The sequence below is a fragment of the Acinetobacter sp. 778_lipA genome (assembly GCF_058242985.1).
This window is the reverse complement of record NZ_JBZAYT010000001.1, coordinates 1,497,357-1,516,514: the sequence shown is the minus strand read 5'-3', so window position 1 is coordinate 1,516,514 and position 19,158 is coordinate 1,497,357. Positions and strand designations below refer to the sequence as shown.

14 protein-coding genes are annotated in these 19,158 nt (G+C 38.9%); 8 read left to right on the top strand and 6 right to left on the bottom strand.

The features are described 5' to 3' along the window. Positions 1 to 3: 3 nt before the first annotated feature. On the top strand, positions 4 to 2,232 hold the full coding sequence (locus AC4CUY_RS07095; protein ID WP_490773874.1) for a TonB-dependent receptor: 2,229 nt from the start codon (positions 4 to 6) through the stop codon (positions 2,230 to 2,232). Between the two features lie 438 nt (positions 2,233 to 2,670). On the opposite strand, the gene AC4CUY_RS07090 is transcribed toward AC4CUY_RS07095, so the two are convergent. The 4 genes from AC4CUY_RS07090 to AC4CUY_RS07075 form a co-directional block, all read right to left on the bottom strand. Continuing rightward, positions 2,671 to 3,849 (bottom strand): thiolase family protein, encoded by a 1,179-nt coding sequence (locus AC4CUY_RS07090; protein ID WP_419329241.1) that lies wholly within the window; start codon positions 3,847 to 3,849, stop codon positions 2,671 to 2,673. Positions 3,850 to 4,000: 151 nt separating this feature from the next. Continuing rightward, on the bottom strand, positions 4,001 to 4,648 hold the full coding sequence (locus tag AC4CUY_RS07085) for a 3-oxoacid CoA-transferase subunit B (protein WP_239045931.1): 648 nt from the start codon (positions 4,646 to 4,648) through the stop codon (positions 4,001 to 4,003). 2 nt (positions 4,649 to 4,650) lie between these two features. Beyond that, positions 4,651 to 5,352, bottom strand: a complete 702-nt coding sequence (locus AC4CUY_RS07080) for a CoA transferase subunit A (protein ID WP_004721433.1) — start codon at positions 5,350 to 5,352, stop codon at positions 4,651 to 4,653. Between the two features lie 147 nt (positions 5,353 to 5,499). Further along, positions 5,500 to 6,381 (bottom strand): LysR family transcriptional regulator, encoded by an 882-nt coding sequence (locus tag AC4CUY_RS07075; RefSeq protein WP_004820562.1) that lies wholly within the window; start codon positions 6,379 to 6,381, stop codon positions 5,500 to 5,502. 654 nt (positions 6,382 to 7,035) lie between these two features. Here AC4CUY_RS07075 and AC4CUY_RS07070 point away from each other — a divergent pair. From AC4CUY_RS07070 to AC4CUY_RS07055, 4 genes are all read left to right on the top strand, one after another. Continuing rightward, on the top strand, positions 7,036 to 8,460 hold the full coding sequence (locus AC4CUY_RS07070; RefSeq protein WP_004721436.1) for a GntP family permease: 1,425 nt from the start codon (positions 7,036 to 7,038) through the stop codon (positions 8,458 to 8,460). 33 nt (positions 8,461 to 8,493) lie between these two features. Continuing rightward, complete coding sequence (locus AC4CUY_RS07065) at positions 8,494 to 9,279, top strand: 3-hydroxybutyrate dehydrogenase (RefSeq protein WP_419329238.1); 786 nt, start codon at positions 8,494 to 8,496, stop codon at positions 9,277 to 9,279. A 207-nt stretch (positions 9,280 to 9,486) separates the two neighbouring features. After that, a complete protein-coding gene (locus AC4CUY_RS07060) occupies positions 9,487 to 10,443 on the top strand; it encodes a 3-hydroxyacyl-CoA dehydrogenase NAD-binding domain-containing protein (RefSeq protein WP_490773873.1) in 957 nt (318 codons plus the stop codon). Positions 10,444 to 11,091: 648 nt separating this feature from the next. Further along, complete coding sequence (locus AC4CUY_RS07055) at positions 11,092 to 12,078, top strand: IS110 family RNA-guided transposase (protein ID WP_490773548.1); 987 nt, start codon at positions 11,092 to 11,094, stop codon at positions 12,076 to 12,078. A 305-nt stretch (positions 12,079 to 12,383) separates the two neighbouring features. Here the strand turns inward: AC4CUY_RS07055 and AC4CUY_RS07050 are convergent, their stop codons facing one another. Beyond that, positions 12,384 to 13,649, bottom strand: a complete 1,266-nt coding sequence (locus AC4CUY_RS07050) for an OprD family outer membrane porin (RefSeq protein ID WP_490773872.1) — start codon at positions 13,647 to 13,649, stop codon at positions 12,384 to 12,386. 550 nt (positions 13,650 to 14,199) lie between these two features. On the opposite strand from AC4CUY_RS07050, the gene catA reads away from it, so the two are divergent. The 3 genes from catA to AC4CUY_RS07035 all read left to right on the top strand — a co-directional run bounded on the left by catA (position 14,200) and on the right by AC4CUY_RS07035 (position 18,048). Continuing rightward, positions 14,200 to 15,144, top strand: a complete 945-nt coding sequence (gene catA, locus AC4CUY_RS07045) for a catechol 1,2-dioxygenase (RefSeq protein ID WP_419820607.1) — start codon at positions 14,200 to 14,202, stop codon at positions 15,142 to 15,144. Positions 15,145 to 15,229: 85 nt separating this feature from the next. Further along, entirely contained in the window at positions 15,230 to 16,486 is a 1,257-nt protein-coding gene (locus AC4CUY_RS07040) for a GTPase (RefSeq protein ID WP_490773871.1), read from the top strand. Then, positions 16,486 to 18,048 carry a dynamin family protein gene (locus tag AC4CUY_RS07035; RefSeq protein WP_490773870.1) on the top strand — a complete coding sequence of 521 codons (1,563 nt, stop codon included), beginning with the start codon at positions 16,486 to 16,488 and terminating at the stop codon, positions 18,046 to 18,048. Before AC4CUY_RS07040 ends, AC4CUY_RS07035 begins: the two co-directional genes overlap by 1 nt. 167 nt (positions 18,049 to 18,215) lie before the next feature. On the opposite strand, the gene catM is transcribed toward AC4CUY_RS07035, so the two are convergent. After that, entirely contained in the window at positions 18,216 to 19,133 is a 918-nt protein-coding gene (gene catM, locus AC4CUY_RS07030; protein WP_004721564.1) for a cis,cis-muconate-binding transcription regulator CatM, read from the bottom strand. Between the last annotated feature and the right edge of the window lie 25 nt (positions 19,134 to 19,158).

Genomic DNA, 19,158 nt, shown 5'->3' with positions numbered 1-19,158 from the left:
AAGATGAAAAGCAACAAAATTTTTAATAAGAAGTCTGATGTAAAAAAAATCATTCCACTTATATCAATTGGTGGGTTCATCTTTTTATCACAATCCTCTTTTGCTATTTCACCCACAGAGGCTACAGATACAGAAAACAAAGCTGCGGTGCTTCCAACCATTACTGTCAGCGCATCACGCTCAGATGAATTCTCCTCTTCTGCAAAACAAGTGACCAAATTAGATGAAAAACAAATTGAATTTCTAAAAAATGCGTCTTCTGGAAATATTGCCACAGTTTTAGCCAAAGTTGTGCCTGGTTTATCAGACTCAAGTCGTACAATTACCGATTATGGGCAAACTTTACGCGGACGTAATGCCTTGATCTTGGTTGACGGCGTACCTATGAATTTGACACGTGATACATCAAGAGGTCTTTCATCAATCGACCCGCAAAGTATTACGGGGATAGAAGTCATTCGTGGCAGTAATGCGATTTATGGAAGTGGTGCTGCTGGCGGAACGATTTCAATCACCACCAAAGCTGCAGGCGGTGAACCGACTGCAAAAACTGTGATTGGGCTACAAAGTGCTTTGACCAACTTTCGTACAGATGCTCTAAGTGGAGATATTCATCAATATTTTTCTGGAAGCTTAAATAACTTTGACTATGCATTTGATTTTGGCTATCAACGTATTGGTAGTCCATACGATGCCCGAGGCGATCGTGTTGCACCAGAACCAAGTCAAGGTGATTTATTTGATGCGGATGCATATAGCGTAGGCGGTAAACTTGGCTATCACATTGACGACAACCAATATCTACAATTTGCAGCAAATTACTATAACGCTGAACAAGATTCTGACTATGCCTCTGACCCAAGTGTAGCAAAACTTCCTGCAGGCAGCGTACCTGCGAAAGCAGTCAAAGGGCTTAAATTAAAAGACCAGAATAAAAATGAAAATCAAATCTACAATTTAACCTATAACAATAAAGATTTATTTGGCAGCAAAGTTGACGCGCAAATCTATTACCGAGACTTTTTTACTCGCTTCTCGCCATTTGATGCCCGTAAAGTCAGTACCCGTGGTGGAAAAGTCGATCAGGTTTATCAAAACAATAATGTTCTTGGCAGTCGCCTAACCGTAAACACCCCACTAGAATTTTTAGGTGATACGTCGATTGTTTGGGGTGGCGATTTTAGCCGTGAAAAAAGCGAAATGCCTCTAGATACGTTTGATCCTACAATTTATGACCAATCTGGTGGCTTAGAATTTGTTAAAAATGGAAAACTAATCTATTTACCTGAATTAACCACCCAAAGTATCGGCGGTTTTGCGCAATTAAAGCATAATTTCAATGAGCAATGGTCTGCTGAAGTGGGTACGCGTTATGAAGACAGTTATGCAAAAATTGATAGCTTTGTTCCATTATCACAATTAGGCAAACCAAATCCCTATACTGTTAAGGGGGGTAAAGTGACGGCCGATGCATGGTTATATAATGCCAATGTCACCTTTAAGCCAACAGATCAGCACTCGATTTACGCATCTTTTAATCAAGGTTTTCAATTGCCCGATGTAGGGGTGGTGATCCGTAATGCAACAGCAGGATTTAACTTAGCATCATCATTCCTTGAACCGGTTAAGGTGGATAATTACGAGCTCGGTTGGAACGGTCATTTTAATAATTTTAGTTCGAGCTTAGCGGTGTTCCAGTCAACTTCCGATCTGGGTGGTGTTCAATCCTTTAACAATGGCTTGATACTGACGCGTACCAAAGAAAAAGTGACTGGTGTAGAAGCGACTCTTGATTATCTTGATGATGCAAAAGTATGGGGAACTGGAGGAAGTGTTACATGGATGAAAGGCCGTGAAACCCCACAGAACACCAATACAGAACAAGACATGACGGGTTACCGTATTCCACCTTTAAAAGTAACAGGATACATTTCTTATAGCCCAACAGACACATGGACAAATCGTTTACAAGCGACATATTTTGGTTCAGAAGATTATCGCTTAAACGGTCTCAACAGTTTTGGACGTTATGATGTGAAGTCATATACCACTGCAGATTTAATCAGTAGTTTTGCCCTCAACAAAAAAGATACCGTTACGATTGGCTTAGAAAATATGTTTAACCGTAAATACTATCCTTTATACAGCCAACTTCTCCGTACCAGTAATAACACCAGCCATCTGCTGGCGTCAGGTGCAACATTGAAAGTGACTTATAGTCATAAATGGTAAGATTTAATGATAAAGCCTTGTGCTTTTGAATCATAAATGGTTGTCCTACCGTGGGGTGACATGGATGTCGCCCCTTGTGTGTGGGAATACGGGGGTACAGGACGTCCCCCCGCCCAACATAAGCAAAAACAAAGCACTGCTTTGTTTGCAGCGCAAGGTTTGGCATCCACTACGAAAAGTGAGGCATCGCCTACACAAAGGTATTGAAACTTTGAATGTAAGGTGGAGCATTGCAAACTTTTTATAATCAAACAATTTATCTCGCCATATAATTGATTTAATTAAAAATATTCATTTCTTGGGTTTGATTTTTTGACAAGTTGACTATACATAAACTCACATGACAAAGAACAGCAAAAAGCCGGCAGTATTGAAACGACCGGCTTTTTTAATTTTGAATCACAAACTATTTAACTATTTATCACGATAAACAATAAATTACGCGCTTAATTCAACTGCAAGTGCTGTTGCTTCACCACCACCAATACAAAGTGTTGCGATCCCTTTGGTTTTACCTAAGCGTTTTAAAGCATGGATCAAGGTCACAATGATTCGTGAACCTGATGAACCCAGTGGATGCCCGAGTGCACAAGCACCGCCATTAATATTGACTTTTTCAGGATCAAGTTTAAATGCATCAATTGCAGCCATAGTGACCATGGCAAAAGCTTCGTTAATTTCCCACAGGTCAACATCGTCTACGGACCAACCTACATTTTTCAGTAATTTTTCAATTGCTCCCACAGGTGCAATGGTAAACTCTTCAGGATGCTGGGAATTGGTTGTATAGCCTTTGATTTCAGCCAACACAGTCAAACCACGCTTTTTCGCTTCTGACGCCGACGTGATCAGTAGTGCAGATGCACCATCACTGATTGAACTAGAGTTTGCAGCAGTAATCGTACCGTCTTTGGCAAATGCAGGTTTTAAGCTTGGGATTTTATCAATCTTGGCATTTTCAGGATTTTCGTCCACATCTACAGTGATCTCCCCCTGACGTAGCGCCACTTTAACAGGTGTGATTTCGTCTTTAAAATAACCTTCTGCAATCGCTTTTTTTGCACGTGTCAGTGAGCGAATTGCAAACTCATCCATTTGCTCACGGCTATAGCCCTTTTTATCCGCCATTTCTTGTGCAAAACTTCCCATTGCACGCCCTGTACCCGCGTCTTCCAAACCATCAAGGAACATATGATCAATCACTTGACCATGCCCCATCCGATAACCTGAACGTGCTTTAGGTAATAAATACGGTGCATTGGTCATAGATTCCATCCCACCGACCACAATAATTTTGGCACTTCCTGCTTTAATGGCATCGCTGGCTTGCATCGCAGCTTTCATCCCAGAACCACAGACTTTATTGATTGTGGTTGCGCCAACATGATCCGGTAAACCCGCTTTTCGCATCGCTTGACGTGCTGGACCTTGTTTTAAACCCGCAGGTAATACACAGCCCATAATTACTTCATCAATATCAGCAACAGGCACATTGGCTTGTTCAACAACTTTTTCAATGACGACTGCACCCAAATCCGGTGCAGATAAACTTGCAAAACTGCCTTGAAAACTTCCCATTGCAGTACGACTAGCTGCGACGATGACAATCTTTTCCATTCGAATTCACCTTGTATTTTAAATGCGCATACTTTTGAAGCGGGTATTTTTGAAAATAGCATATCCATTGATAACATGTCTAAGCCGCCAAAGCGACTTAGCATTTAAACTTGGCTGCTTACATTAGAATTTTAGCCTTGCTTTGTCACAATCAAGCCACAGCGAGATTTGAGGTGATCAGTTCTACCCCAGTTGCCGCCTGAATCTGTTCTAGGCTTACATCTTTGGCCAATTCAATCAACTCTACACCTTGAGGAGTGATATCCATCACCCCTAGATCCGTAATTATACGGTTTACGACCAGTCTACCCGTAAGCGGTAATGAACATTCAGCGACGATTTTAGGACTACCATCTTTAGCACAGTGTTCCATCAACACCACGACTTTTTGTACCCCAGCAACCAAATCCATTGCACCGCCCATGCCTTTTACTTTTTTCCCTGGGATCATCCAGTTGGCTAAATCTCCTTTTTCGGAAACTTCCATTGATCCTAAAATAGCAATATTGACCTTACCACCACGAATCATGGCAAAAGATTCAGCACTAGAGAAAAACGCAGCACCCTTACGTGCAGTTACGGTTTGTTTACCCGCATTAATTAAATCTGCATCGACAGTAGCTTGTGTTGGAAATTCATCAATTCCCAATAAGCCATTTTCAGATTGAAGCCAGACATTAATATTCTCAGGAATATAGTTGGCAACCAAGGTGGGTAAGCCAATACCTAGATTGACATAAAAGCCATCTTCAAGCTCTTGCGCTGCACGTTCAGCCATTTCATTACGCGTCCAAGCCATGATTAAATCTCCGTCTTCAATGTCAATTGTTCAATTCGTTTTTCAGGCTGCGCATTTAAAACAATACGACTTACATAAATGCCCGGTAAATGAATTGAATCTGGATCTAACTCACCAATTTCAACAATTTCTTCAACTTCGACAATGGTCAATTTGCCAGCCATTGCACACTCAGGGTTAAAGTTTCGTGCAGTCTTACGAAAAATTAAGTTACCAGCTTTATCAGCCTTATAGGCTTTTACCAAAGCAATATCTGCAACCAATGCTTGTTCGAGTATGTAATCTTTACCATCAAATTCGCGAACTTCTTTGCCTTCGGCAATCAATGTCCCAACACCTGTTTGGGTAAAGAACGCTGGAATACCTGCACCACCTGCACGTAACTTTTCAGCCAAGGTGCCTTGCGGTGTCAACTCAACTTCAAGCTCACCATTTAAATATTGACGTTCAAATTCTTTGTTTTCACCGACATAGGATGAAATCATTTTTTTAATTTGTTTGGTTTGTAAAAGCTTGCCTAGACCAAAATCATCCACACCTGCATTGTTAGAAATACAGGTTAGACCCGTTACGCCAATTTCTTTTAAGGCATCAATCAATGCTTCTGGAATACCACATAATCCAAAACCACCCACTGCAAAAGTCTGGTTGTTTGCAACCACATCAGCCAAAGCTTCATGTGCATTCGCGACAACTTTGTTCATCGTTTTAACTCTATGTCCTTTAGAATTATTATTATTAACATCGAGCAAATTATTTTAGAAATTGATTCTTTCAAATGTCTAATGAGTAAAACTCATTAATCTGATTTCATCCTGAAACAGTGGGCTTTATGATGAGGTGACAGTCTCTTAAAACTGATGTGCCAATATCGTTTCAATAAATTGCGAAGAAATATTAGAAAGTTCAAAATCTTTTTTATAAATAATCCCAACCGAAAGATTGACATTGCCCTCTTCAATTTCGACCAAGACATTATTTTCTTTATCGATATAATTTTGAAAATGACGTGGGATCGCACTGACCCCCATACCAAAAGCCACAAAATGCGACAATGAACTAATTTGATGACACTCAAGTTTTAAATCTAAGATCATATTATTTTGTGAACATTTCTCTTCCACCACGTGTCGAATGATCGAAGGTTTCTGTAAAGTGATAAAAGGATAGGCATAAAGCTCACGCCATGTCACACTTTTACGCTGCGCCAACTGATGATCCTTGGGAAGTAGTGCTAAAAAATCTTCATTGAAAAATGGCTTAAAAATTAATTGATCATTGTGTTGCGGTTCAAAACAAATCCCAATTTCAAAAATGCCCTCTTGGACTTTTTCAATAATTTTTTCATTGGGAATATCATGGATTGAAAAATTGATATTGGGATGATTCTTATTAAATTCATGCAGTACAGCAGGTAAAACAGCATGTGTCGCGAAAGGCATCGAGGCAATATTCAATGTGCCACGATGTAATTTAAAACGCTGTTTAACATCTCTTTCCATGTCTTCCCAATTTGCCAAAAGTTTTTTAGCAAATGGAATCAACGAATTTCCCTCAGCAGTAAGATCCACACGGCGGGTATTGCGCTTAAACAGCTTGCCACCCAACTCATCCTCTAAACTTTTGATACTTAAGCTTAAAGCAGATTGACTTAGGCAAAGTTCATTGGCAGCATTGGCATAATTCAATGTCCGAGCAAGAACTAAAAAAGCTTTTAACTGTTTGAGTGTCATACGGCAACCTAACTGATTTATAGCTCTATAATACGCTAAACCAAGCGAGTTTTGATCCTAAAATGAGTCATTTGAGCTATCGATTTGCTTATAGAATAAGATATCAATCCATGCTAGCTGATCTCGTTTTTGCTCAGATTGAGGTCTTAATGAAAGTTTTTAATTTGTGTGATCTGTAAAAATATGTCTATGCATTTAAATCAAGGCAAAATCGATATAAGACGTATTTCAAGCAACATACTTGTCAATAAAGCCACTGCTGTAAATAAAAATTAAAACGCTCAACACACACTCATTCATCTGCACTTCCAATTTGGCTTTTTTCTTTTGCTTATCTATGACCTATTGCGCAAAAACCTCATGAAACTTGTTTCTATTCATTAGTTTTCCATATTGACTCATAAATATTTTCAAACAATGCCTCGAATAATTTGGATTATAGTTTTATCCATCATTTGGAAATGGATATTCCAATTTATAAGTCTGGACGATTTATAAAAGCTAAATTTATTGATCAATATTAATTTCTCTAGATATCCATTTTTATTGGTTTCACTCACTAATGCATTTTTATGATTGAGATAGCCTTGTCGTGATTTGAAATCAAAAACAAGGTGGGTTTTGACATATATTCTTTAAGGACGGAGTAAAAATATGTGGGAACTGGGTATAATTTTACTTTCTCTTGGCTTGTTGATGTACACAGCCTACAGAGGATTTTCTGTAATTCTCATGGCACCGATTTGTGCCTTATTGGCCGTCTTGCTGATTAACCCTGCCAACGTTTTACCATTTTATTCTGGTGTGTTTATGCCAAAAATGGTGGGCTTTATTAAAGATTATTTCTTGGTGTTTTTGCTGGGTGCGATTTTTGGTAAAGTTGTTGAAATGTCTGGTATTGCTGAATCCATTGCCAAAACGATTGTTAAATTAATTGGCTCTAAAAATGCAATGCTTACCGTTGTTCTGCTAGGGGCAATTTTAACCTATAGCGGCGTCAGTTTATTTGTCGTGGTTTTTGCAGTCTATCCCTTTGCAAACCAATTATTTAGACAAGCAAATATCCCTAAGCGTCTGATTCCTGGCACGATTGCACTGGGTGCTTTCTCCTTTACCATGGATGCCTTACCGGGTACGCCTCAGATTCAAAACGTTATTCCAACTACCTTTTTTGGAACCAATATTTATGCAGCGCCATTTTTAGGGATTATCGGTGCAATCTTTGTTCTAGGTGTCGGATTAACTTATCTGGAATGGCGTCGTCGTGTTGCTGCTCGCAATGGAGATGGGTTTGCATCTGGTATTACTTTAACAGAAGCCGAACTTCAACAATTCGAAAATCAATCTCAGCAACAAGATAATGGTTCTGGTCTACGTCAATTTATGGCATTTGTTCCCTTAATTTTAGTTGCAGTGATGAATAAATATTTATCTACAGCAATTAAAACATGGTATCCAAATGGCTTTGATTTTAATGCGCTTGGACTGGCAAACTACACTGTCGATGTCGCAAAAACGTCAGCGATTTGGGCAGTTGGTTTGGCTTTAATCGTTGGGATTATCACTGCGATTATGTTCGATTATCGTCGTGTTTCAACCAGCTTTAAAGAAGGTGTAAATGCAAGTATAGGTGGTTCTCTACTCGCTGTGATGAACACTGCATCTGAGTATGGTTTTGGTGCAATCATTGCTGCTTTACCGGGTTTTGCCGTGATCAGCCATGCTTTAGGTCATACATTTACCAACCCACTAGTCAATGGTGCAGTCACCACAACCGTTTTGGCAGGGATTACAGGTTCAGCATCAGGCGGTATGAGTATTGCCCTCAGTGCCATGGCTGACCAATACAATACGGCTATTGCTGCAATGGGCATTCCTGCTGAAGTGATGCATCGTATTGTTGCAATGGCATCTGGCGGTATGGACACCTTACCGCATAACGGTGCAGTAATTACCCTACTTGCAGTCACTGGACTTACACATAAACAATCTTATAAAGACATTTTTGCCATTACCATCATTAAAACAGTTGCAGTATTTGTCGCAATTGCTGCATTTACATGGTTTGGTATCGTCTAAGTTTATCTTCAAAATGAACACAGGGAGTCAATAATGAGTCAACTTCTCAAAGATAAAGTTGCATTTATCACAGGTTCAGCAAGTGGTATTGGACTTGAAATTGCCAAAAAATTTGCCCTTGAAGGTGCAAAAGTAGTGATTTCAGATATGAATGCGGACAAGTGTAATGAAGCAGTTTTAGCCTTAACAACTGATGGATTTGAAGCCTTATCTGCACCTTGTGATGTTTCAGATGAAGATGCTTATGCCGCGGCTATTGGTCTAGCACATAGCAGCTTTGGTCGTTTGGATATTTTGATCAATAATGCTGGTTTTCAGCATGTTGCTACCATCGAAGAGTTTCCAACTGCCATTTATCAAAAACTACTGAATGTCATGCTGGTGGGTTCTTTTATTGGAATCAAACATGCATTTCCAATCATGAAGGCACAAAACTATGGCCGTATTATCAATATGGCTTCGATCAATGGTTTAATCGGTTTTGCTGGAAAAGCGGGTTATAACAGTGCCAAACATGGGGTGATTGGTTTAACTAAAGTTGCAGCGTTAGAATCTGCTCGTGATGGAATCACGGTCAATGCATTATGCCCAGGTTATGTCGACACACCTTTGGTACGTGGTCAAATTAAAGATTTAGCCAAAACCCGTAATGTCAGCGAAACAAGTGCACTTGAAGATGTCATTTTAGCCATGGTGCCACAAAAACGCTTACTCAATGTTGAAGAAATTGCAGATTATGCCGTTTTCTTGGCGAGTGAAAAAGCGGCGGGGGTGACAGGTCAAGCAGTGGTTATGGATGGTGGTTATACCGCTCAGTAATACAGTTGATGATTGCAATGAGCATGAATTTGTCTCTATGTAAATCATCTAACCAGATGTAATACATATTCATTTGTAGGGGGAAATCCTCCCCTACTGTTTTTTAGTTTTTCTATCTTTAGTTTTTATCAAAGTGAAAGGCTCACTTTGTCATGTGTCATAGCTAGACAATCCAACGTTCTCAAGTTATTCAAGGAAAATGAATATATGAAACCCATAAATAAAGTTGCCATTATCGGTACTGGTGTTATTGGTGCAAGTTGGGCAGCATTCTATTTAAGTAAAGGATTTCAGGTGAATGCTTTTGATCCTGCAGTTGATGCAGAATTAAATTTAAAAAATAGAGTTCAGACCTATTTACTGGATCTGTTCGAGTTGGCTGAAGAGCAAACCACCTCTTCTGACTGTTATGTTTCAGACACTTTAAAAAATCTCACTTTTTATCAAAATCTAACAGATGCGGTAAAAGATGCCGATTTTATTCAAGAAAATGGTCCAGAGCGGATTGATCTAAAAAAAGACTTATATGCACAGCTGACTCAAAACTGCCCCAAAGATAGCATTATTGCCTCAAGTTCATCTGGATTAAAAATCTCAGATATTCAACATGATTGCCTTTATCCTGAAAGAATCGTACTGGGTCATCCTTTTAACCCGCCACACTTATTACCTTTGGTTGAGATTATTGGTGGAGAAAAAACCCAAGCGAACTATATTCATGATGCTTTTGAGTTTTATACATTATTGGGAAAAAAACCGATTTTAATTCAGAAAGAAGTTAAAGGGCATGTCGCCAATCGTTTACAGTCTGCAATTTGGAGAGAAGCATTTTATCTGGTTTCTGAAGGTGTATGTAGCGCAGAAGATATTGATATCGCCATCACCAATGGCCCCGGATTACGTTGGGCAATATTTGGTCCTTATTTAAATATGCAGTTGGCCAATCAACATGGATTTAAAGCCGCTATGCATCATTTAGGTGAACCGATGTCTGAATGGTGGGCTGATATGCACTCTTATACCTTGTCTGAAGAAAAAATTGAGATGCTGAATGAAGAAACTCAACAGTTTGTTAAAAAACTAGGCGATAAGAATCTTCAATTACTTCGTGATCAGGCATTACTGCGATCTTTAAAGATGCGTAAAGAATTAGATTTGCCTTAATCGGATTTTACAAAAGTGATCTTCATTGATTCTCCAGAATTCTCATCTGGAGAATTTAGTCTTCAAAAGTTTAGCCAAGGGAAACAGGATCATTGACCTTCCCGCTCCAAAATTGAATCAACATTTCAAAGCATCCCAAGCAACAATTTCAGACTGAACCTTGTTGCTTATTTTTGAATTATAGTCAAACCACCTAATTATTCATACAAGTGACTCCCCTCAAATCTTTGATTATAAATGAAGCTTATGTTTTTTTATGAACTTTTAGAAACTATTGATTATCAATTTATTTTTTGTATTTTTGAACCCTAGATGGTGATCCTACCGTGCGGCGACATGGATGTCGCCGTTGGGCGGGGGTATATGAGCAAAAATAAAGCACTGCTTTGTTTGCAGCGCAAGAGCCCTGTTAAACGGAAGATTTTTATCATCTTGTATCTTGTTCTTTGTAGTGATTAGCTATCACTACACGTAAATTGTAGAGTTTGGTTTGTCATCAAAACTTCGAGTTTCCTGAAAAGATTAAACCTACAATTTACACCTAACCACTGACATAAATCTGGACGGTAACTAAGCACTTTGATGCTGCATTCACAAGAAAAGACTGTGGTTTTTTAATATTAATTCAATCAATAATTAGGTGAAGCTATGTTTTATCTTGGCATTGATGTTTCTAAAGCTAAATTCGATTGTTGTTTATTTCTTGATGACTCTAGTGGAAAAATAAAAACTAAATGCTTTTCCAATAGCAATAAAGGATTTCATCAATTGTTATCATGGTTAAATCGTTTTGGTCTTGTTGCTGAAGAAACTAGAGCCTTAATGGAAGCAACATCCGTCTATCATGAAATGTTAGCTCAATTTTTATTTGATTTAAAATTTCAAGTTTGTGTGGCTAACCCAGCCCGTACTCGATATTTTGCTCAAAGTATCTCTAAGCTTAATAAAACTGACAAAATCGATAGTGAAGTATTGGCGCGATTTGCAATGACTGTAGATTTACATTTATGGCAACCCACTCCTGATAATATCCGATTGCTCAATGCTTTATTAGATAGAAGGTCAAGTCTTGCGAACGACTTAAAACGTGAACAAAATCGTTTGGAAAAAGCAAACTCCACTCTAATAGTTGTACCAATTTTAAAGTCTATTAAGACTAATATTAAATCATTAACTCGGCAAATTCAGAATCTAGATACACAAATTCAAAACCATATTGATCAAGATCAAGACCATGAGCTTAAACGTGATCAAAAGCTTCTTGAAAGCATTCCAGCAATTGCTGAGCGTACCAGTTTATTAATGCTTGTTTTTTTACGTGCTCATTCTTTTGAAAAAGCTAGCCAAGCTGCTGCATTTGTGGGTTTAGTTCCCATTCATAGACAATCTGGTAGTTCTGTGCTTGGAAAAAGTCGCTTATCTAAAGCCGGTTCACCTAAAATTCGATCGGGTTTATATATGGCTGCCATTGTTGCAACTCGGTACAATCCTCACATTAAAGAGTTGAGCGAACGGCTCTTAGCGAAAGGGAAAACTAAAATGGTAGCGATTGCTGCTGCTATGCGAAAGTTAATTCATCTTTGCTATGGTGTTCTTAAAAACCAACAACCTTATCAGGCAAATTATAAGGCATGAATCCTTAAATAATTTGCTTGACAGTTAAGACGGTATCTTTTCATCTCTGAAAAGTGAGGCATCGCCTACGCAAAGGGATTTAAACTTTGAATATAAGGTGTGGCATTGCAAGCTTTTTAGAATCAAACAACTTATTTTCTCCATATAATTGATTTAATTAAAAATATTAATTAAGAGAAATTATATTCTTGTGTCTCAGTTTTTACAGGTTAACTATACTTGGACTCTTAAATATCCTGACTGCTAAAGATGATGCCCCTTATTTTTAATAGGGGCATCACTCGATTTATCGGATTAAGCAAAAATTAGAATTTAAAGGTATAGGTTGTGATAAAACGATTTTCCACAAAATCCTTGCCTGGCATATTTCCAACACCATATTTAATATCAGCATCAATATAGCGCCACTCTACCCCAAGACCTTTTAACCATCCTTCTGGAACAGTATAGTTTACAATCAAATTTTTCTCGGTTTCTTTATTATCCTTAAAACCAGCCCGATAAATGTCACTACCATTTAAATAACGCAAGGTCAGTTTCAATCCCGGTACGCCATGATCTTTAAAGTCATAACTATATAAGGCATGCCAAGTAAACTCTTTCGCTTTATAAAAAGCAATTGCAGACCAAGTCTGTAAATATCCTTGCGGAACATAACCATTTAAAAGTGGAATATTGTCCTCACCGAAATGCTTTTGCACGCCCGCTAAAAAGGTATTTGGGCCATTTTGCACACTCGCTTGTAACCCTAGAGATTGAACATCGATGTTTCCAAAATAAGCATCGCCATCCTCTTTATAATTAAAATAGCGCGCATCTACTTTTAGCTTGGTCTCATTGACTTTTTCTGTATAAACCGCATTGAAATAGTGTTGTTGATAAATATCTTCCAACTGACCAAACCAGTATGAACCTGTGAAGTTAGGGGTAAGCTTATAGTCTAAGCCTATAAAATTTAAACCATCACTTCTTTTATTGGGATCTGTTGAGTTACCTAAAGTGAACTTTCTATATTCATCATCATCTCGGGCATTCACATGGGTAAAACGGCCTGCGGAAAGTTTTAAATTTTGAATGTCTTGACTTTCTAACATTGCTCCTGCATAAGTCGTCACCAATTGCCGAGAATCATCAATAAATAAAACCGGTGTTTTTGGGAAAAGCTCACCGACTTTAAGTTCTGTATTTTGGTATTTAACTTTTAAGGTTGCACCTAATTTTAAATAATCTCGTGCTTGTTGAGCTTCGTCTTGATCATATTTAAAAACGGTATCTAAGCGCTGATCATAACGGTCATTTAAACGTAATGCATATTGGAAACCAAAATCTAAACCCACTTGCAAGGGTGTGTCGCTATAACCCGACTCAAAACGTCCAGATGCAGCCTGCGACCAACTCCCCAGATCATTCGTGGTATCTTCGAAGTCGCGCTCAATATAGAAATTACGTAAATAAATACTGGTTTTACTCTCTTCTAAAAACTCAGCATAAGCAGTATCTATACTCAAACATCCAAACAATGTATAAAGTGCAACTCGTTGAGTTCTATAAAGCAAATCTGGCTTTAACATGGGAAATCCTTTCCTGAATATTTGAAATTCTTGTTGTGTAAGTTCTAAGGTGATCTTTGTCTTATCCTCAAGACAAAGACTTTTGTACTCCCTTAAAATACAAATAAATTCAAACCAATATGGTTAAGGGAATTCATCACCACGATCAATTATCGGAATTATTAATGTAATTTTCCATGTACAAAGCGGTATATATTTATACCTTTTACATCATAGCAATGATATTTTAAAATAGATTAATGATTTCCACGTAGTAAACATCTATTAAGAAATTGAATTATAATAATTTATTAATTAATCAACTGCGTATTGAGATTACCATTATCAACAGGTAATTTCATCATAACAATTTTCCCCTTTGCTGAGATAAATATACCTTTTAAGTATTTAAAGATACCGAATTCAGTCTAGATAAGGCTATAACATTCAATTAAGGTATATAGAAGGATTCATCAACGAAGCAATATCAGGAGTGATGCTGGCTCAACTCATAACATCTCTTAAAAGTGATAACGTGATCCAGCATTATGGCAAGATTAAGGAGATAGCCATGACAGCCAATAATATTAGAATTTTCGAGACGGAAGAAGTACAGAATTTCATTAATCTACTCAGCGGACTTGAGCAAGAAGGTGGAAATCCTCGCACTAAGCAAATCGTTCATCGGGTGGTTTCTGACTTATTTAAGACCATTGAAGATTTAGAAATTTCTTCTGATGAATATTGGGCTGCAGTTGCATATTTAAACCAATTAGGCACCAGCCATGAAGCAGGCTTACTTTCTCCTGGTTTAGGCTTTGACCACTTCCTTGATATGCGTATGGATGCAATTGATGCTGCTTTGGGTATTGAGAACCCAACCCCGCGTACCATTGAAGGCCCACTTTATGTCGCAGGTGCCCCTGTTGCCCAAGGTTTTGCCCGTATGGATGATGGCAGTGATCCAAATGGTCATACCCTGATTTTACACGGTACGATTTACGCGGCAGATGGCCAACCACTGCCAAATGCACAAGTAGAGATCTGGCATGCCAATACCAAAGGTTTCTATTCCCACTTTGATCCAACTGGCGAACAACAGCCTTTTAACATGCGTCGCACCATTATGACAGATGCTCAAGGTCAATATCGTGTACAAACCATTCTGCCTGCAGGTTATGGCTGTCCACCAGATGGCCCAACTCAACAATTATTGAATCAGTTAGGCCGCCATGGTAATCGCCCTGCACATATTCATTTCTTTGTAACAGCAGAAGGCCATCGCAAATTAACTACGCAAATTAACGTAGCTGGTGACCCATACACTTATGATGACTTCGCCTATGCAACACGTGAAGGTCTTGTGATTGACGCAATCGAACATACTGATGCAGCAACGATTCAAGCCAACGGTGTTGAAGGCCCATTTGCTGAAATGGTATTTGACCTCAAACTCAGTCACCTCGTAGATGGTATTGATAACAATGTGGTTGACCGCCCTCGCCTACAAGCTTAATACAGCTAAAAGTCATATTGTGAATCTTGAAATCAGGCTAGCTGTAACGGTTTAGCCTGTTTTACTTTATGGAAAAGATATTTAAATGGATATTCATACTTTTGATGCAGCGACTTATCATGTTTTAGCCGCACTTCCTGAATACACGATACCATTGGCTCGGCTACGAGCCATTCTACAGGCAGGCCAATTTCCGACAGTGACAGTGATTGGTAAATATAATCATGGTAAAAGCCGACTGTTAAATGAGCTTATTGGTCAAGATATTTTCTCAGTAGCGGATAAACGAGAAACGGTAGCTCTCTCCGAACATCTGCAACATCATATCCGTTGGTTAGATGCACCAGGTTTAGATGCTGATGTGGCTACAATCGATGATCAACTTGCTCAAGATGCAATGTGGAATAAAGCCGATATTCGCCTAATGGTCCATTCAGTACGTGAGGGTGAGTTTGATCCTTATGAATTACATTTATTCCAGCAATTCGAGCAAGATGCAAAGCAAACTCAACGTCAAAGCTTACTGCTGCTTACCCAAATTGACCAAATTCCAGATCAAGCCGTTTTAGCGCAGATTATCGATAGCATTCAAAATCAAGCACCAACTGCAACTGTACTACCTGTATCAGCTACACGGCACCGTCAAGGGATCGAAAATTCCAAACCTATACTGGTACAACGCAGTGGTATCCCCGAACTACAACACATACTTCATCAGATGCTTGAGCAAGTCCCCGCAATACGTCAATTTGAAAAAAAGCAGATCATTGTTGATCTAAAAATGCGCTTATCCCAGCAGCTAGAAAACATTCAAAGTAACATTCAGCAACTGACAGCAAGCTTACAGCAACAACGCCAAAATTTTGAGCGTGATCTCAATCAAATATTAGATAAAGTGCGTCAAGATTTACAGCCGGTCTTACAGATCTCTGGGCAGGATAATTCGCTAGAACCAGATTCTTTTGCCAATATGTATAAAGTGACCGCAGGCAAACGTGATCGTAACCGTATTCAAGTGGCTTATTCTCGTGCCTGTATCGAGATCAATAGCCATTTGGTGCGCTATGGTGTGATTGGTTTACCAGATACGCAAAAAAGTAATGTCCGTAGTCTAGATACGGTCATGGTTGCGGTGATGGGGGTCTCGGTCAAACTGCGTAAAGATCTCAATCTTATTTTTGTCGAAGAATCAGGTCGTGAACGTTTACGTAGTGAATTTGCCCATTATTTTGAATTGTCTTCTGATCGAATGGAGTTGCAACAACAATTACTTAACTTTCAGCAGCAACAGCAGCTCATCATACAAGCCCAGCAGGCATCAACCACTTTGGAGCTGGTATAATGACCGTCCATGATTCCCATGATTCGATTCAGACACTGATTGCGAGCACCCAAGCTTTTGATCAGCAGGAATCCGACATCATGCTACATTTAAATAAGATGCACACTTGGCATCAGCAACTGGCAATCAATCTCAATAAACAACGTATCAATCCGATTGGACTGACATCACATAGTCAGATTGCCCAAGACATTGCAACACTCAATTCGCAGCTTGAAAGTTATCTCAGCCATTGGGAAACACAATTAGAGACACTACATGCCGCCCAATCCATCGCAGATCATTTTGACGACAAGATTATTTTGCTGATTTTCGGAAAATTCAATGCTGGTAAAAGTTCATTCTGTAACGTATTGGCAGAGTGTTTTCATAGGCGTCAGGAAAGCATTGAATATTTTTATCTCGACTCAGGTGAAATTATTAAAAGTCAGGAGCGTTTTAAAGAAGGTGCCACAGAAACCACCACACGCTTACAAGGTGTTTGCTTAGCGGACAATCTCATTTTGCTGGATACTCCAGGACTCCATTCAGTTACGCCTGAAAATGCCGCATTAACTCAACGCTTTATGGATAGTGCAGATGGTGTCCTTTGGCTCAGTAGTTCCTCCTCACCCGGTCAGGTCAAAGAGTTAGCGGCTTTGGGGCAGGAATTACGTAGACATAAACCGTTATTGCCAGTGCTTACACGCAGTGATTATTTTGAAGAAGATGAAGTCGATGGTAATATTTGCCAAATTCTATGCAATAAAACGTCTGACCAACGTTATCTGCAAGAAACCGATGTTTATACTCGTGCTCTTGACCAACTGATCGCAATGCAAGTTGATCCTGTACTGTTACAATCACCAATTTCAACCTCCTCTCAGATGTTGAAAAATGCGGATTTCAATGATCAGGCCATGCAAAATGCAGGTTTTAATCGTTTATTTGACGCACTTCTACATTTAATCCAACCTGCTCTGGCTTATAAACAGCGTAAACCAGCGGAAGCCTTGTTACATCATTTACAAGAGCAAATTCTAGCCCCCTTACAACTTGAGGTTGTGCCACAACTACATCAATTACAACAGCAGCTAAGCAATGTCGTGAGCGCTTTAGCACAACATAAACAACAAATCATTACGCAAACATGGCGCAGTATGATTGCATCCCTGCCAAGCTTATTAGAGCAACATTCCGAACAGCAAGCATTGGATGAATTGTATAGTGAACTGACCCAACAGGCTCAACAGCTTCTATCACAACATATTGCTAATACTTTATCGGATTATCAACTGCAATATCCCCCTCTCAGTCCGTTACAGTTTGCTGAGCATCTGGCTTATGAAGTGATTTATGCCGATGATGCAACCGAGATCTTAGCCATTGGCCATGACCGTTTATATAGCGAGATCTCACATAGTTTGTGGCAAAAGCTTGATCTATATAGCGATGAAGTTATCGCACAATGCCAAGAACTGCTAAGCAATCTTCAAGAGCAAATTGCCACCATCCAGCAAGGCTTAATCAATGACGAACAGGAACTGCAATACATTGCGAATTCATTAAGAATGCAAGGATAAACACCGAAAATGTCATTTTAAAATCATTAACTCAATAGATCTCATTCATAAATCAAAAAAATGATCATGTTGAGTGAATCATATTGATATTGAAAGTCCCTTCTCCCGTTGGGAGAAGGCGAGGATGAAGGGATTTTATATTGATCTCAGCTCAAACATATACTCGATTAATCCCCATCCAGTTGAAGTGGAATCCCTTCTTCTTCAAAGACCTGTCGAATACACTCTAAAATCTTGGGTAAATAAGGACTTTGATCCATATTTCTCACAGCTAATGAAATAGGACTATAGGCCTCTATATCCAAAATCGGAATATAGACCAGATTTTTCATGCCTATTTCACTGGCGCTTTCAGGAATAATGCATATCCCCTCCCCAGATGAAACCAAGCCCAAAGCCATATGGATTTCTCGAACTTCAACCATATCTTTCGGTACCAAGCCTAATTCGGTAAAAATGGATTGAATCAAGGTTGAAAAATTAGGCTTTTGTGTGGCTGGATAAGAAAAAATAGGTTCATTGATAATTTGCGATAAATAAATACCTTTATCGATATAACTGGTTAAATGATGATTTTTATGCGCGGCTAATTTTAATTTCTCTTTGTACAATAAAATGCGCTTAATCGATGGATCACTAATTCTTAAACGACCAAAGCCTAAATCTATTTTACCGAGTTTGAGTGCTTCGATTTGATCCTTGGTACTGTGTTCAATCAGCTCAACCTGAATATCAGGGTTATTTTGACGAAATAAATAAATTACCTGAGGCAATAACGCATACAGCAATGAACTGACATAACCAATACGGACAATTGTATTCATTGAACTAATACGCTTCGCCATAGAGGTGGCTTGTGCAGTATGGGTCAAAATTTGTACCGCATGTTGGTAAAAGAATTGTCCTGCTTCAGTTGTTCTTACTGGACGTGTGCCACGCTCAAATAAAAGAATACCGAGTTCTTCTTCTAACTTTTGAATCTGACGACTCAATGGCGGTTGAGCAATACATAATTTTTCTGCAGCTTTGGTAATACTCTGCTCTTCGACCACTGTAACGAAATAACGAAGATATCTTAATTCCATCTCTCTAAATCCCTTTTATATACCT

Excerpts from the sequence above, each read along its gene's own strand:
- AC4CUY_RS07055 (WP_490773548.1), top strand. The coding sequence starts at position 11,092 with ATGTTTTATCTTGGCATTGATGTTTCTAAAGCTAAATTCGATTGTTGT.
- AC4CUY_RS07040 (WP_490773871.1), top strand. The coding sequence starts at position 15,230 with ATGGATATTCATACTTTTGATGCAGCGACTTATCATGTTTTAGCCGCA.
- AC4CUY_RS07065 (WP_419329238.1), top strand. The coding sequence starts at position 8,494 with ATGAGTCAACTTCTCAAAGATAAAGTTGCATTTATCACAGGTTCAGCA.
- AC4CUY_RS07060 (WP_490773873.1), top strand. The coding sequence starts at position 9,487 with ATGAAACCCATAAATAAAGTTGCCATTATCGGTACTGGTGTTATTGGT.
- AC4CUY_RS07090 (WP_419329241.1), bottom strand. The coding sequence starts at position 3,849 with ATGGAAAAGATTGTCATCGTCGCAGCTAGTCGTACTGCAATGGGAAGT.
- catA (WP_419820607.1), top strand. The coding sequence starts at position 14,200 with ATGACAGCCAATAATATTAGAATTTTCGAGACGGAAGAAGTACAGAAT.
- AC4CUY_RS07080 (WP_004721433.1), bottom strand. The coding sequence starts at position 5,352 with ATGAACAAAGTTGTCGCGAATGCACATGAAGCTTTGGCTGATGTGGTT.
- AC4CUY_RS07095 (WP_490773874.1), top strand. The coding sequence starts at position 4 with ATGAAAAGCAACAAAATTTTTAATAAGAAGTCTGATGTAAAAAAAATC.
- AC4CUY_RS07035 (WP_490773870.1), top strand. The coding sequence starts at position 16,486 with ATGACCGTCCATGATTCCCATGATTCGATTCAGACACTGATTGCGAGC.
- AC4CUY_RS07070 (WP_004721436.1), top strand. The coding sequence starts at position 7,036 with ATGTGGGAACTGGGTATAATTTTACTTTCTCTTGGCTTGTTGATGTAC.
- AC4CUY_RS07075 (WP_004820562.1), bottom strand. The coding sequence starts at position 6,381 with ATGACACTCAAACAGTTAAAAGCTTTTTTAGTTCTTGCTCGGACATTG.
- AC4CUY_RS07050 (WP_490773872.1), bottom strand. The coding sequence starts at position 13,649 with ATGTTAAAGCCAGATTTGCTTTATAGAACTCAACGAGTTGCACTTTAT.
- catM (WP_004721564.1), bottom strand. The coding sequence starts at position 19,133 with ATGGAATTAAGATATCTTCGTTATTTCGTTACAGTGGTCGAAGAGCAG.
- AC4CUY_RS07085 (WP_239045931.1), bottom strand. The coding sequence starts at position 4,648 with ATGGCTTGGACGCGTAATGAAATGGCTGAACGTGCAGCGCAAGAGCTT.